At 73.8% G+C, this 14,182-nt stretch carries 14 protein-coding genes; 11 read left to right on the top strand and 3 right to left on the bottom strand.

Features of this window, described 5'->3' with window-relative positions; all coding sequences use genetic code 11:
• Window positions 1-529: 529 nt before the first annotated feature.
• The 3 genes from ACIPLC_RS21725 to ACIPLC_RS21715 all read left to right on the top strand — a co-directional run bounded on the left by ACIPLC_RS21725 (window position 530) and on the right by ACIPLC_RS21715 (window position 2,007).
• Window positions 530-1,189, top strand: a complete 660-nt coding sequence (locus tag ACIPLC_RS21725; RefSeq protein ID WP_400474635.1) for a TetR/AcrR family transcriptional regulator — start codon at window positions 530-532, stop codon at window positions 1,187-1,189.
• 131 nt (window positions 1,190-1,320) lie between these two features.
• Window positions 1,321-1,548, top strand: coding sequence for a DUF3107 domain-containing protein (locus tag ACIPLC_RS21720; RefSeq protein ID WP_063347919.1), 228 nt, complete (start codon window positions 1,321-1,323; stop codon window positions 1,546-1,548).
• Between the two features lie 135 nt (window positions 1,549-1,683).
• Window positions 1,684-2,007, top strand: a complete 324-nt coding sequence (locus tag ACIPLC_RS21715; RefSeq protein ID WP_400474634.1) for a hypothetical protein — start codon at window positions 1,684-1,686, stop codon at window positions 2,005-2,007.
• Between the two features lie 11 nt (window positions 2,008-2,018).
• Here ACIPLC_RS21715 and ACIPLC_RS21710 read toward each other — a convergent pair whose 3' ends face one another.
• Window positions 2,019-2,747 carry a ferritin-like fold-containing protein gene (locus ACIPLC_RS21710; RefSeq protein WP_400474633.1) on the bottom strand — a complete coding sequence of 243 codons (729 nt, stop codon included), beginning with the start codon at window positions 2,745-2,747 and terminating at the stop codon, window positions 2,019-2,021.
• A gap of 706 nt (window positions 2,748-3,453) precedes the next feature.
• Here ACIPLC_RS21710 and ACIPLC_RS21705 point away from each other — a divergent pair.
• The 5 genes from ACIPLC_RS21705 (at window position 3,454) to ACIPLC_RS21685 (ending at window position 8,819) form a co-directional block, all read left to right on the top strand.
• On the top strand, window positions 3,454-5,406 hold the full coding sequence (locus ACIPLC_RS21705) for a DEAD/DEAH box helicase (RefSeq protein ID WP_400474632.1): 1,953 nt from the start codon (window positions 3,454-3,456) through the stop codon (window positions 5,404-5,406).
• 104 nt (window positions 5,407-5,510) lie between these two features.
• The gene (locus tag ACIPLC_RS21700; RefSeq protein WP_400474631.1) at window positions 5,511-6,389 is read left to right on the top strand and encodes an alpha/beta fold hydrolase; all 879 of its coding nucleotides are present in this window, start codon (window positions 5,511-5,513) and stop codon (window positions 6,387-6,389) included.
• A 368-nt stretch (window positions 6,390-6,757) separates the two neighbouring features.
• The gene (locus ACIPLC_RS21695; protein ID WP_400474630.1) at window positions 6,758-6,916 is read left to right on the top strand and encodes a hypothetical protein; all 159 of its coding nucleotides are present in this window, start codon (window positions 6,758-6,760) and stop codon (window positions 6,914-6,916) included.
• A gap of 308 nt (window positions 6,917-7,224) precedes the next feature.
• Window positions 7,225-7,863 (top strand): DUF6758 family protein, encoded by a 639-nt coding sequence (locus ACIPLC_RS21690; RefSeq protein WP_400474629.1) that lies wholly within the window; start codon window positions 7,225-7,227, stop codon window positions 7,861-7,863.
• A gap of 95 nt (window positions 7,864-7,958) precedes the next feature.
• On the top strand, window positions 7,959-8,819 hold the full coding sequence (locus ACIPLC_RS21685; RefSeq protein ID WP_400474628.1) for a PHP domain-containing protein: 861 nt from the start codon (window positions 7,959-7,961) through the stop codon (window positions 8,817-8,819).
• Window positions 8,820-8,895: 76 nt separating this feature from the next.
• Here ACIPLC_RS21685 and ACIPLC_RS21680 read toward each other — a convergent pair whose 3' ends face one another.
• Complete coding sequence (locus ACIPLC_RS21680; protein WP_400474627.1) at window positions 8,896-9,537, bottom strand: suppressor of fused domain protein; 642 nt, start codon at window positions 9,535-9,537, stop codon at window positions 8,896-8,898.
• Window positions 9,538-9,964: 427 nt separating this feature from the next.
• On the opposite strand from ACIPLC_RS21680, the gene corA reads away from it, so the two are divergent.
• Window positions 9,965-11,086, top strand: a complete 1,122-nt coding sequence (gene corA, locus ACIPLC_RS21675; protein ID WP_400474626.1) for a magnesium/cobalt transporter CorA — start codon at window positions 9,965-9,967, stop codon at window positions 11,084-11,086.
• Window positions 11,087-11,110: 24 nt separating this feature from the next.
• On the opposite strand, the gene ACIPLC_RS21670 is transcribed toward corA, so the two are convergent.
• Complete coding sequence (locus ACIPLC_RS21670) at window positions 11,111-12,037, bottom strand: DMT family transporter (RefSeq protein ID WP_400474625.1); 927 nt, start codon at window positions 12,035-12,037, stop codon at window positions 11,111-11,113.
• A 142-nt stretch (window positions 12,038-12,179) separates the two neighbouring features.
• On the opposite strand from ACIPLC_RS21670, the gene ACIPLC_RS21665 reads away from it, so the two are divergent.
• Together ACIPLC_RS21665 and ACIPLC_RS21660 are read left to right on the top strand one after the other, a co-directional pair.
• The gene (locus ACIPLC_RS21665; RefSeq protein WP_400474624.1) at window positions 12,180-12,719 is read left to right on the top strand and encodes a hypothetical protein; all 540 of its coding nucleotides are present in this window, start codon (window positions 12,180-12,182) and stop codon (window positions 12,717-12,719) included.
• Between the two features lie 129 nt (window positions 12,720-12,848).
• Entirely contained in the window at window positions 12,849-14,144 is a 1,296-nt protein-coding gene (locus ACIPLC_RS21660) for a magnesium transporter MgtE N-terminal domain-containing protein (RefSeq protein WP_400474623.1), read from the top strand.
• The last annotated feature ends 38 nt before the right edge of the window (window positions 14,145-14,182 follow it).

Genomic DNA, 14,182 nt, shown 5'->3' with positions numbered 1-14,182 from the left:
GGGCCCCCTGGGTGCGGCCGCCCTCCGGATTTCCCCGGCGTCCGCGGCCTCCCCCACACCTGTTCGGTCCGACAGCAGAAAGGTAGGACCGGGCCCGGGCAATCCATCGGTCACATGCCTGGTTGCCACCTGAACGAGTGAACGGGCGTGACCTCGCCCCGAACCATGCCGTTACCGGGCGGTCCGCGCGACCGGCCCTCGCCCGGCGGCCTCCCTCCTCATGGCGGACGATGGTGCTGACTCCCCCTCGCCGAAGCACGGGGATCCCCGCCAGGATCGGCCGGGCAGGACCTGGCGCGGCACGGTCGGCGACGCTGCCGCTGCGGTGCGTCACGGGGCCCGGGTTCCGGCGGTCAGACGGCCGTTCCGACCCCTGTCACACCACTGCCGACGCCGAGGTCAGCGCCGTATTGTGGGCTCCTGACAAGGAGGCCTCGGACCTTTCTCACTCCCGCCGAACGCGGAAGCGGTTACCGAAAAGTAGAATCGGCCCTCTTGCCAGCCCCGAACAACCGAAGTGAGGAGCGCCGTGACGGCCATCCAGGAGGCGCAGGAGCGCCCGCGCGGTGCCCGCCTGCCGCGAAGCGCCCGCCGTGAACAACTGCTCGGTGCCGCCCAGGAGGTGTTCGTCGCGCAGGGTTACCACGCGGCCGCCATGGACGACATCGCCGACCGCGCCGGGGTCAGCAAGCCGGTGCTGTACCAGCACTTCCCCGGGAAGCTGGAGCTGTACCTGGCACTGCTGGACAAGCACTGCGACGCCCTGGTCGAGTCGACCCGGGACGCGCTGTCGACGACCACCGACAACAAGCTGCGGGTGGCCGCGACGATGGAGGCGTACTTCAACTACGTCTCCAGCGAGTCCGGCGCGTTCCGGCTGGTCTTCGAGTCGGACCTGACCAACGAACCGGCCGTGCGCGAGCGGGTCGAGCGGGCCTCCGAGGCGAGCGCGACGCTGGTCAGCCAGGTGATCCAGGAGGACACCGACCTGCCGGAGGCGGAGTCCAAGCTGCTCGCCGCCGGGGTCTGCGGCCTGGCCCAGATCACCGCCCGGTACTGGCTGTCGCAGGGCCTGGAGATCCCCCGCGACGAGGCGGTGCGGCTGGTCGCCAGCCTGGCCTGGCGCGGCCTCAAGGGCTTCCCGATGCACCCGACCTCGGAGGGCGGGGAGGCCCCCGAGCAGGGGTGATCCACCGACCTTCGTCGCCGCGGTGATCCCGTGCTCTATGGTGAAGCCGTACGGCGCGGTCGTCGCGAACGCTTGTCCCAGGCGGTCGGGTGTCCGCGCGTGGAGGCTGCAACCCCGGAGGGACGGAAGCCGTGGAGGTCAAGATCGGCGTGCAGAACACGCCGCGCGAGATCGTGATCGAGAGCACGCAGAGTGCCGATGAGATCCAGAGCGCGATCGCCAAGGCGCTGGAGGGTTCGGAGAAGCTCTTCGCGCTGACCGACGAGCACGGCCGCCGCGTCATCGTCCCGGCCGAGCGCCTGGCGTACGTGGAGATCGGCGAGCAGGCCGCCCGCAAGGTCGGCTTCGGCACCGCCTGAGGCGACGCCCGGACTGCTCACCCGGTGCCCCGCTCCCCCAGGGAGCGGGGCACCGTTGCGTGTACGGCCGGGCGGGCCGGGGTACGGCGACAGTGCGGCCGTCGGCGCCGCGCGCCCGTCCCCGGGGAGGCAGTTTTGCTGGTCGAGTCGATCGCCTTCGCCCTCGTCGGCCTGGCCACGGGCCTGGTCGCACTGCTGACGCGGCCCGCGTACTTCCGGGCGGCCCGCACCCTGACCCTGGGCACCGCCCTGGCGGCGGCACTGCTCGGCGGGGTGGTGGCGCAGTTCTGCCTGGACGGGCGCTATCCGGCGGTGTCGATCGCGGCCGCGGCGGTGGCCTCGGCGGTGCTGACCGTGACGCTGGCCCGACCGGACCTGGCCGCCGGGCGGGCCCCGGCGCACCGGCACCACCCGCACCGGGCCGGCGTCCACCGCACGCGGCGGCACCGGCCGGCCTGACCCCCAAGGTCTTAGCTGGCCAGGCCCAGGGCGGCCATCCGCCGGGTGTGCGCCTCGGTGATCCGGTTGAACATCTTGCCGACCTCGACCAGGTCGAAGCCCTGCACCTGGACGCCGCCGACCAGCAGGTTGGACAGCGCGTCCCGCTCGGCGACCACCCGCTGGGCCTGGCTGAGCGCCTCGCCCATCAGCCGTCGGCCCCACAGCGCGAGCCGGCCGCCGGAGCGCGGATCGGCCTCGATGGCCTGGCGCACCTTGTCCACCGCGAACTGGGCGTGCCCGGTGTCGGACATGACGCCGAGCACCAGGTCGCGGGTGTCGTCGTCGAGCCGGACGGCGACCTCGCGGTAGAAGTCGGTCGCGATGGCGTCGCCGACGTAGGCCTTGACCAGGCCCTCCAGCCAGTCCGAGGGCGCGGTCATCCGGTGGAACAGCTCCAGCGGCTCGACGAACGGGCGCATCGCCTCCTGCGGGTCGGCGCCGATCTCGGCGAGCCGGTCGTGCAGACGCTGGTAGTGCTGGAACTCGGCGGAGGCCATCCGGGCCAGGGCCGCCTTGTCGGCCAGGCCCGGCGCCAGCTTGGCGTCCTCGGCGAGCCGCTCGAAGGCGCTCAGCTCGCCGTAGGCGAGCGCGCCGAGCAGATCCAGCACCGCCGCCCGGTAGCCGGGGTCGGCCGAGCACGCGGCCCAGTCCCCGATCGAGCCGGCCGTGGCGTCCTGCGTCTCACCATGGGTCTCCATGACCCGCCACCTTAGTCCCGCCCACCCGGGGCCCCCACCCCGACCGGCCGCCGGCCGGTCACCCGGGTGACCGGCCGGAACACTCCTTCCGGACCGGGTCGGAAGGGGCAATGTCAGACGCGTCACGTGTTCGAGTCGTCGCCTGACTGTATGGTGGTACGGAGCCCCGTCGTGCTTGCACGGTGTCACCGCCGTCTCGGTGCCCCACGCAAGCCCGCTCCGAAGCGGCACCGTCCATCCGGACGTGTCCGCACCGGAGCCACGGGTACTCACGTACGCGGATGCCCGGTCGGAGAGCCGATCGGCTCCGACCATGGCTTGGACTTCAAGCCTTGGCACCGCATCAGTGGCCGAGCGAGGGCCGCCGAGACCGCGCCCCCTGGCGAAGGTCCCGCGCAGGTCCCTCACGGGAATCCTCCCCGACGCCGCCGGCGACGCGCCCCGCACCGGGCAGCGCGCACCGGCCGGCCGCAGGGACCGGCGCGGTTGTGCGTCCGCTCAGCTGCATCAGGGCCGCCAGGCCCGTACGCAGCCGTGCGGCTGCCCGCCCGCCGCTCGCTCTCGGCCCCTTTCACACGGAAGAGGCAGCACCCTGTCCACCACCGCTGAACCCATCAAGACGACGTTCCGGGACCTGGGAATCCTCCCGGAGACCGTCGAGGCCCTTGAGGCCGTCGGCATCGTCCACCCCTTCCCGATCCAGGAGATGACCCTCCCGGTCGCGCTGACCGGCCACGACGTCATCGGCCAGGCCAAGACCGGCACCGGCAAGACCCTCGGCTTCGGCCTCCCGCTGATCGAGCGGGTCGTCGTGCGCGCCGACGTGGACGCCGGCCGGGCCACCGAGGAGCAGCTCACCAACTGCCCGCAGGCGCTGATCGTCGTCCCGACGCGCGAGCTCTGCACCCAGGTCACCAACGACCTGCAGACCGCCGGCAAGGTCCGCAACGTGCGCGTCCTGGCCGTCTACGGCGGCCGCGCGTACGAGCCGCAGGTCGAGGCGCTCACCAAGGGCGTCGACATCGTGGTCGGCACCCCGGGCCGGCTGCTGGACCTGGCCGGTCAGAAGAAGCTGAACCTCTCCCAGGTCCGCTCGCTGGTCCTGGACGAGGCCGACGAGATGCTCGACCTCGGCTTCCTGCCGGACGTCGAGAAGATCATCACCATGCTGCCCGCCAAGCGGCAGACCCTGCTGTTCTCGGCCACCATGCCGGGCCAGGTGATCAGCCTCGCCCGCCGGTACATGAGCCAGCCGACCCACATCCGGGCCGCCGCCCCGGACGACACCGGCACCACCGTCGCCAACACCGAGCAGCACATCTTCCGCGCGCACTCGCTGGACAAGGTCGAGCTCGTCTCGCGCATCCTGCAGGCCGACGGCCGCGGGCTGGCGATGATCTTCTGCCGGACCAAGCGCACCGCCGCCGACGTCTCCGACCAGCTGACCCAGCGCGGCTTCGCGGCCGGCGCCGTCCACGGCGACCTCGGCCAGGGCGCCCGCGAGCAGGCGCTGCGCGCGTTCCGCAACGGCAAGGTCGACGTGCTGGTCTGCACCGACGTCGCCGCCCGCGGCATCGACGTCGAGGGCGTCACGCACGTGGTCAACTACCAGTGCCCCGAGGACGAGAAGACCTACCTGCACCGGATCGGCCGCACCGGCCGGGCCGGCGCCTCGGGCACCGCCGTCACCCTGGTCGACTGGGACGACATCCCGCGCTGGCAGCTGATCAACAAGGCGCTGGAGCTGACCTTCAACGACCCGGAGGAGACCTACTCCACCTCGCCGCACCTGTACGAGCTGCTGAAGATCGCGCCGGGCACCAAGGGTGTGCTGCCGCGTTCGGAGCGGACCCGGGCCGGGCTCGGCGCGGAGGAGGTCGAGGACCTCGGCGAGACCGGCGGGCGCGGTGCGCGCACCGTCCGGGCCAAGAGCCCGCGCAGCGGCGCCGGCCGCACCGGCGCCCCCGAGGCCGCCGTGGCGACCGAGGAGAAGCCGCGCCGCACCCGTGAGCGCCGCCGCACCCGGCGGGGCTCGGCGGTCGCCGAGGGCGAGGCCGGGACCGTCGTCGAGGCCCCCGCGGCCCCGGCCGTCGAGGGCACCGAGGGCGAGGCGGCCCCGCGCCGCCGGCGCCGCCGTTCGCGCGGCGCCGCCGCCGGCGAGGCCGCCGTGGTGGCCGAGGCCGTCGCGGTGACCGAGACCGCCGCGGTGGCTCCGGTCGCCGAGGCCCCGGCCGCCGAGGCCGTCGTGGCCGCCGCCGAGGCGGTCGTCGAGGCGGTCGTCGAGGCGGTCGTCGCGGAGAAGCCCGCCGCCCGCCGGACGCGTACCCGCAAGCCGAAGGCGGAGGCCGTCGAGGCCCCCGCCGTCGAGGCCGTCGTCGTCGAGACCGTCGTCGCGGAGAAGCCCGCCACCCGGACCCGCACCCGCAAGCCCAAGGCGGAGGCCGTCGAGGCCCCCGCCGAGGCCCCGGCCGCCGAGACCGTCATCGCGGAGAAGCCCGCCACCCGGACCCGCACCCGCAAGCCCAAGGCCGAGGCCGCGACCGCCCCGGCGGCTCCGGAGGCTCCGGCCGCCGACGCCGCGACCGAGGTCCCGGCCCCGCGCAAGCGCACCCGGGCCCGCAAGGCCGCCGCCGCACCGGAGGCCACCCCGGAGAGCTGACGCACCCCGCCCCCTCCGTCGTTCCGGTGTTCCGCGTTCCGGTGTTCCCCCGCAGCCTGGATAGGCTCGGGGTTACCGGCCAGTCGCCCGTAGGAGAGCAGCCCATGAGCACGCCGCCGTTCCTCACCCTCCCCCGCTGCGCCCGGGCACTGCGACTGTCGACCAGCCGCGGCGCCTTCGCCGCGCTGCGGGCCGAGCCGGACGGTCCGGTGCGCGGCTCGGCGCTGCTGGTGCCGGGCTTCACCGGCAGCAAGGAGGACTTCATCGCCCTGCTGGAGCCACTGGCGGCGGCCGGCTACCGGGTGACCGCCGTCGACCAGCGCGGTCAGTACGAGACCGACGGCCCGGACGACCCGGACGCGTACACCGTCGCGGCGCTGGGCGCGGACGTCCGGGCGCTCACCGAGGCCGTGGCCGCCGACGGCGGCGGGCCGCCGCACCTGCTGGGGCACTCCCTCGGCGGACAGGTGGTCCGGGAGGCGGTGCTGGCCGCGGCCGTGGACGGCCCGTCGCCGTGGCGTTCGCTGACCCTGATGTCCACCGGCCCGGGCGCGATCGACCCGGCCGAGGCGGCCCGCACCAAGCTGCTGCTGGACGTGCTGCCGGTCCTGAGCCTGGAGGAGATCTGGCAGGTCATGCGGCAGATGGAGGAGGGCAGCGGGGACCGGAAGCAGCGCCCGGAGCCGGCCGTCGCGGAGTTCCTGCACCGCCGCTGGCTGGCCAACGTGCCGCTGTCGCTGAGCGTCACCGGCGGCCACCTGGTCGCCGCGCCGGATCGGGTGGCGGAGCTGGCCGCCGCCACCGCCGGGCTGCCGGTGCTGGTGCTGTCCGGGGCGCGGGACTACGCCTGGCCGGTGCCGGAGCAGACCCGGATGGCGGAGCGCCTGGGAGCCCGCCGGGTGGTCGTCGAGGACGCCGGCCACTCCCCCAACGCCGAACGCCCGGCCGCCACGGCCGAGGCGCTGGCCGCGTTCTGGTCCTGAACCGGACCGATCCGGAGAGTGGTCTGAACCACTTCCCGAAGTTCGACCGTCTTCAACACAGGACAAAAGTCGTTAGTTACGGTAATCTTTGATTCTGTCCGGGAATCATCGCCGGCCTCCGCGTCGGCGCGAATCAGCCGAAACCTGGACTTCACGGGTGGGCAACGGCCCGGAAGCACCACCACGTCACCGTGGTTCACGAGGCACCAGACGCATCGGGCAAGCAGGGGGAGCCCTTGCCGCAGCAGACCGCCGCACGTACGAACCGAACGATCCGGCCGTACCGCCGGACCCGTAGGACCCCAAAAGGGCTGGTACCCACTCAGCCGCAATCGCCCCGACCGACGGGGCCAGGAAAGGAGACGCCCATGACGAAGACCATGCGCTTCGAGATCGTCCGACTGGATGACACCAACGGCTCCGCCGCCGACCGCCTGATAGCCGACGCCGAGACCGTCCGCGAGTTCGTCCAGGCCGCCGCCCGCACCGGTGAGCGCCTGCTCATCCGCCCGTGCCCGACCGTCTGACCACGCGCGGCGCCTCCGACCGGGAGCCCCCACCCGCCGCCGACGAGCCGGGAGCGTCCGATCCGGACGTTCCGATACCCGACTGACGCCCCGTCACCGCGATCGCCGATGACGGGGCGTCAGTGCGTCCGGGCCCTGCGCCCGTCGACGTTTGCCGCCGCCCGCCACGGGACATCCCCCAACGGGAACCGCCCGTACCGCGCCCCACCCCGCGCCGGACGGGCCCCACCACCGACAGGTGCCGCCGAGCCCTCCGTACGGGTGATCGTCCTTGACGCGGCGGTCCGGAGGGAGGAGCGTTGTCGGCTATGAGGGGCGAGCCCAGCTGCCCGAGGTGCGCCGGTCGGGTCCGCGCCCCCGGTCTGTTCTCAGACACCTGGCAGTGCGACCGGCACGGAGCCGTGCACCCGATGCAGCCCGTGCTGCCACCGAGCGTCGAAGCCCTGGGCGTCGCCGTCGCCCGCTCACAGGTCCCCGTCTGGCTGCCCTGGCCGCTCCCGGTCGGCTGGCTCTACACCGGCATCGCACACGTCGGCGACGACGTCTCCGGCGCCCGGGCCACCGCCGTCGCCTGCTCCGGACCGGCCCCGCTCGGCGGCTTCGGCGAACTGGTGCTGGTCGCCGAAGAGCTGGGTGTCGGCCTCGGCGCCCGCTACGCCGGGATGCCCGGGCCCGATCCGGGCGACTCCGTCGGCCTCTACAAGCCCGCCGACGCCAAACTGCTGGCCGCCGGGCGGCCCACCCCCATGTTCCACGTCCCGGACGCCCCGATCGACCGCGCGGTGTTCGTCGGCGAGGCCCGCGGCCTCTGGCTCTGGGCGATCGCCTGGCCCGAGCAGTCCGCCCTGGTGATGTACGACGAACTCGTCCTCACCGACCTGCGCGAGGCCGGCGCCGAACTGGACCTGCTCCCCTGCGGGGCCCTCTCCCCCCGCCTGCTGGGCTAGGGCGTGTCTGACAGTTCGCGGCGGGACACGCCCTGGGGCGTGTCCCGCACCTGTCCTATCCTGGGCGGCACCCCGAGCCTCCAGGAGTCCGCCCCGTGCGCATCGACCTGCACGCCCACAGCAACGCCTCCGACGGCACCGACAGCCCGACCGAGCTGGTCGCGGCGGCCGTGGCCGCGGGCCTCGATGTCGTGGCGCTCACCGACCACGACACCGTCGCGGGCCACGCCGAGGCCGCCGAGGCGGTGCGCGCGCTGCCGGCCGGCAACCGGCTGACCGTCGTCCCGGGGGCCGAGCTGTCCTGCGTGGTGGACGGCGTCAGCATGCACCTGCTGGCGTACCTGTTCGACCCGAACGAGCCGGAGTTCGCGCGCGAGCGGGAGCTGGTGCGCACCGACCGGTTCCGGCGCGGGCGGGCGATCGTCGAGCGCTGCCGCGAACTCGGCGCGGACATCAGCTGGGAGCAGGTGCAGCGGATCGCCGGGGCCGGCTCGGTCGGGCGCCCGCACATCGCCAGCGCGCTGGTCGAGGCGGGCGTGGTGGCCACCGTCTCGGACGCCTTCACCGCCGAGTGGCTGGCCAACGGCGCCCGGGCGGACGTCCGCAAGCACGAGACCGACCCGATCGAGGCGGTCCGGCTAGTCCGGGCGGCCGGCGGGGTGCCGGTGTTCGCCCACCCCGGCGCGGTCAAGCGCGGACGGACCGTCCCGGACCAGGTGATCGCCGACCTCGCAGCGGCCGGGCTGGCGGCGCTGGAGGTCGACCACACCGACCACGACGAGGAGACCCGGGTACGGCTGCGCGGCCTGGCCGGCGAGTTGGGGCTGCTGGTCACCGGCTCCAGCGACTACCACGGCAGCCGCAAGACCGTCCGGCTCGGCGAGCACACCACCGATCCCGCGGTGTACGAGGCGCTGCTCGCACAGGCCACCGGCGCGAAGCCGATCGGCGGCTGAGGGCCGCACGCCGGGGTGCGGGGGCTCGGCGGGAGCGCGGGGCCGGGCCGGGGGCCACCCCTGGTCTGAGCCCCGGTCAGTCCAGCCGGACGCCGCGGCGGTCCGGGTCGCGCAGGTCGGCGCCCTGGTTCAGCCAGCGCTCCTGGAGCGCGGCCGCGCCGTGCACCCGCTTCCAGCCGGCCTCGTTGGGCGTCATGGGCAGCAACGGCAGGAAGCGGACCGGGTCGGCCGGGTCTTCCAGCTCCAGGTCCGGCACCAGACCGCCCGGCTCGGCGGCCAGCACCGAGGTGAACGGCGCGCCGTCCCACAGCGGGGCGCCGAGGTCCAGCGAGCCGCCCGGGGCCACCACCAGGCCCTCGACCTGCGGGGTCGCGGCCAGGGTGGCCAGACTGCGCAGCACGCTGTCGCGCCCGCCACGGACGGTCAGCACCAGTTCGGCGCGCGGGCCGCGCAGTTGGTCGGCGACCGGTGCGGTCGGGTCGGCCATCGACGCGGCGGACATGCCGAGCGTCGCGTACCGGACCAGGCCGTCGGCGTCCGGGCCGAAGCGCAGCACCTCGATCCGGTCGGTGCCGAGGAAGGTGACCGCGGCGCGGCCGCTCGGCTCGCCGAAGGTGGTGATCAGCCGGGCCTCGACGGCGGCCAGCACCGCCTCCCGGGAGAGCGCCGGGGAGCTGCCGCCGTGGGGGTCGCCGAAGAGCGGGAAGTCGTGCGCCATGCCGGTGAGCGTAACCCCCGGGGGCCGGCCGGCCGCGTGCGGGCGGCCCGGGCAAAGCCTCGGGAAAGCCCGGGGCGCCGATGGTCGGTCAGATGTTAGGGTGAGCGACTGGCCACCGGGAATCCTCAGGTTCCCGGGGCGGCGGCACGAAGGAGGTGGTTGCGGTGGATACCGGCCGACCATGCAGTACCGGCAGCTCTACCCGGCCCCGACTTCCCCGTACCCCTCGCCACGCAGGCTGAACCGGCTGAACCAGCCGAGGTAGCCCGGGCAGGCCGGACGCGGACGAACCGGCCGGGAGAGCACCCTCACCCCCCTTCACCGGTGTTCTTCGCCGTCGCACCACGGCCGCCCGTTCCTCCCCCGGCCTTCCGACCCGGGGGGCCTGACGCCGCTGTGCGGCGGCTCCTGTTCCAGGGAGCCTGCCATGTCGATGATCAACAGCCTGCGCGCCGCCGTCCGCACCAACCGCCGCCGTTCCGCGGTCGGCGCGTACGACGCCGTCCCGGTGGGCGCCGGCTCCGCGGTCGTCGACTGCGCGGTGTACCAGCACGGCAAGCGCCACGGCGAGACGTGCAGCCCCCGCGAGGCCGCCCGCCGGATCAAGGCCTCACACCAACTCCCGGACGGGGACGGCTCGTTCAGCTGGATCGGGCTGCACGAGCCGACCGAGGCCGAGTTCGAGGGCATCGCCCAGCGCTTCGGCCTGCACCCGCTCGCGGTCGAGGACGCGGTGCACGCGCACCAGCGGCCCAAGGTCGAGCGCTACGACGACGTGCTGTTCGCCGTCTTCAAGACCATCCGCTACGTCGAGCACGACCAGCTCACCCCGACCAGCGAGGTGGTGGAGACCGGGGAGCTGATGGTCTTCGCCGGGCGGGACTTCGTGATCACCGTCCGGCACGGCGGCCACGGCTCGCTGCAGGAGCTGCGGCACCGGCTGGAGGCCGACGCGGACGAGTCCGGGCTGCTCGCCAAGGGCCCGTCCGCGGTGCTGCACGCGATCGCCGACCACGTCGTGGACAACTACCTGCTGGTCTCCGAGCGGCTGCAGAACGACGTGGACGAGATCGAGTACGGCGTCTTCTCGGCCAAGGGCGGACGCAGCGCCGACGTCGGCCGGGTGTACCAACTCAAGCGCGAGGTGCTGGAGTTCAAGCGCGCCGTGGTGCCGCTGCTGCGCCCGATGCAGCAGTTGTCCGAGCCGCTGCAGCGCCTCGTCGACCCGGACATCCAGAAGTACTTCCGGGACGTCGCCGACCACCTGGCCCGGGTCACCGAGCAGGTGCACGGCTTCGACGAGCTGCTGAACTCGCTGCTCCAGGCCAACCTGGCGCAGGTCTCGGTGGCGCAGAACGAGGACATGCGCAAGATCACTGCCTGGGCCGCGATCTTCGCCGTGCCCACCATGATCACCGGCGTGTACGGCATGAACTTCGAGTACATGCCCGAGCTGCACCACAAGTACGGCTATCCGATGGTGCTCGGCGCCATCATCCTGATCTGCGTCGGGATGTACCGGGGCTTCCGCCGCAACGGCTGGCTGTAGCGCCGCGATCCGCCCGGCGCGCCACTACCGCCGACCGCCGCGGGCGACCAGGACCAGGCCCACCAGGATCAGCACCACCGCCGGGCAGGCCGCCACCGGGGGCCACTGGCCGAGCCAGAGGGCGGCGATCAGGGCCGCGCCCGGGGTCTCCAGCAGGATCGCGGTGGAGGTGACCGACGGGCCGAGGGTGCGCACCACGCGGTTGCTCAGCGAGTGGCCGAGCAGCTGGGCGGCGACCATCAGCAGCACGATCTGCCACCACACCCCGGCCGGCCAGCCGGCCAGCGGCGTCCCGGCGACCAGGCAGATCACCAGCAGGCCCACCGCCGTGGTGGCGTAGCAGATCAGGGTGTACGCGGTGGTGCTGACGGTCTTGCGGACCTCCGCGCCCAGCAGCAGGTACCCGGCCGCGGCCAGGCCCGCGCCGAGGGCGAGCGCGTCGCCGAGCAGCGCGCGCGGGGAGAGCGAGAGGTCGACGCCGGTCAGCACCAGCACGCCGGCGAAGGCCACGCCCGTACCGAGCCAGACCATCCGGGGGGCGCGGACGCCGAACAGCCGCATCAGCAGGATGGTCCACAGCGGGGTGGTGGTGACCAGGGCGGTCGCCGAGGCCACCGAGGTCATCCGCAGGCTGGGCATCCAGAGCGCGAAGTGCACGGCGAGCAGCCCGCCGGCCGCGATCGCGAGCAGCAGCGCCCGGCGGCCGATCCCGCGCAGCTCGGCGCGGTGGCGCAGCAGCGCGTACGGGCCGAGGACGCCGACCGACATGACGTTGCGCCAGAGCGCGATCGCCAGCGCGGGCGCGGCGGTGGCGCTGATCAACGGGCCGGACAGCGAGATGCCGGCGATCGAGACGGCGAGCAGCAGCAGGTCGACGGTGGGGAGCGGGTGCGCCGGCTCGGTGGTGGCGGCGGCTGGTGCGGGGGCGGTCGCGGGCCGGGCGGCGGGCACGGCGCTCCTCTGCTGGTCATGTAGGGCTGGTCACGTAGGGCTGAGCTGGGCGCTCCTACGGTAAGGCCCGTGGAAAGCCGATGGGACTGTCGCCCGACGGCTGAGACAACTCGTGGACGGCGAAGGTCGTACGCTGGGCGCCATGGACCGTACGCCCGCCGCCACGACCGCCGACGACTTCCTCGACCAGGCCCTGCTGGAGGAGGCCGCGAAGAAGTCCGGCCTGCTCTGGGTCCGCGCGGACGGCCAGGAGCAGGCCCGCCCGCTCTGGCACGCCTGGTACGACGGCGCCGTGGTGGTGGTCGGCGACGGCGGCGAGCAGCCGCTGCACGGCCTGGCCGCCGGATCCGGCGCGGTGGTGACCGTCCGCAGCAAGGACAAGGGCGGCCGGCTGACCGGCTGGAGCGCCCGGGTCTCGGAGCTGGCCCCGGGCGGCGAGGCCTGGCTGGGCGCCGTCGAGGAGCTCAAGGGCAAGCGGCTGAACGCGCCCGACACCGACACCATCACCGACCGCTGGACCCGCGAGTGCCGGGTGCTGCGGCTGGAGCCCGCCGGGGCACTGACCGAGCGTCCGGGCTCGATGCCGGACGACTCGCACGCCGCCCAGCCGATGCCCACCCCGGCCACCACCCGCCGCCCCGTCCCGGCCGGTCTGCCCAAACTGCTGTTCAAGCGCCGCTAAAGATTCACGCCCGGGACTCCTCGGCTGTGTACCGTGCCTCGTCGGGCCGGGCCCGCGACCCGCGGGTAGCCTTGGCCGCAGGTGCGCCCCGGCGTACCCGGCACGGCATCGAACGAGTCGAGGGAGTTCATGGCAGGGCCAGGCACCCGGGTCTTCATCTCCCATCTCTCCGCCCTCGCCGTCTTCGACCCGAACGGCGACCAGGTCGGCCGGGTCCGTGACGTCGTCGTCGCGCTGCGGCTCGGCGGCCGCCCGCCGCGGGTCCTGGGCCTGGTGGTCGAGGTGGTCGGCCGGCGCCGGATCTTCCTGCCGATGACCCGGGTGACCAGCCTGGAGTCCGGCCAGGTGCTCACCACCGGCGTGATCAACCTGCGGCGCTTCGAGCAGCGCCCGTCCGAGACCCTGGTGCTCGCCGAACTGCTGGACCGCACCGTCACCTGGTCCAAGACCGGCGAGGACGTCACCGTGCTGGACGTCGGGATGGTGCAGACCCGGCTGCGCGAGTGGGAGATCAGCAAGGTCTTCGTCCAGATCGGCCGGGCCGGCCGGCTGCGCAAGGGCAAGGGCGAGCGGCTCACCCTGGACTGGCAGGACGTCACCGGCTTCACGCTGCCCGAGCAGGACCAGGGCGCCGCCAACCTGCTCGCCACCTTCGACCAGCTGCGCGCCGCCGACCTCGCCAGCGTCATGCACCACCTGTCCGCCAAGCGCCGCGCCGAAGTGGCCGCCGCGCTCGACGACGAGCGGCTCGCCGACGTCCTGGAGGAGCTGCCCGAGGACGACCAGGTCGAGATCATCGGCAAGCTCAAGGACGAACGCGCCGCCGACGTCCTGGAGGCGATGGACCCGGACGACGCCGCCGACCTGCTCTCCGAACTGCCCGACGACGAGGCCGAGCGGCTGCTCCAGCTGATGGAACCGGACGAGGCCGAGCCCGTCCGCCGCCTGCTGTCGTACGAGGAGAACACCGCCGGCGGTCTGATGACCACCGAGCCGGTCGTGCTGGAGCCGGACGCGACCGTGGCCGAGGCGCTCGCCCGCATCCGGGTCTCCGACCACAAGCCCGCGCTCGCCGCGCAGGTGTACGTCTGCCGGCCGCCGAACGAGACCCCGACCGGCAAGTACCTGGGCACCGTGCACTTCCAGCGGCTGCTGCGCGAGCCGCCGTACGTGCTGGTCGGCTCGCTGGTCGACGACGATCTGGACCCGCTGCCGCCGGACACCCCGCTGTCGCTGATCACCAGCTACCTGGCGACCTACAACCTGGTGTCCGCGCCGGTCGTCGACGAGGCCGACCACCTGCTCGGCGCGGTGACCGTCGACGACGTGCTCGACCACCTGCTGCCGGAGGACTGGCGCGAGTCCGTCCTGCACGGCCACGACGACACGGACGACCCGAGGGAAGAGGTGCACGGTGGACGCTGACCGCAAGGGGCGGCGGGACGAGTCCCCCCGCCAACGCC

This window comes from Kitasatospora sp. NPDC086801 (assembly GCF_044745805.1).
Classification (GTDB): domain Bacteria; phylum Actinomycetota; class Actinomycetes; order Streptomycetales; family Streptomycetaceae; genus Kitasatospora.
The sequence above is the reverse complement of the archived record's forward strand: the minus strand, read 5'-3'. Positions and strand labels throughout refer to the sequence as shown.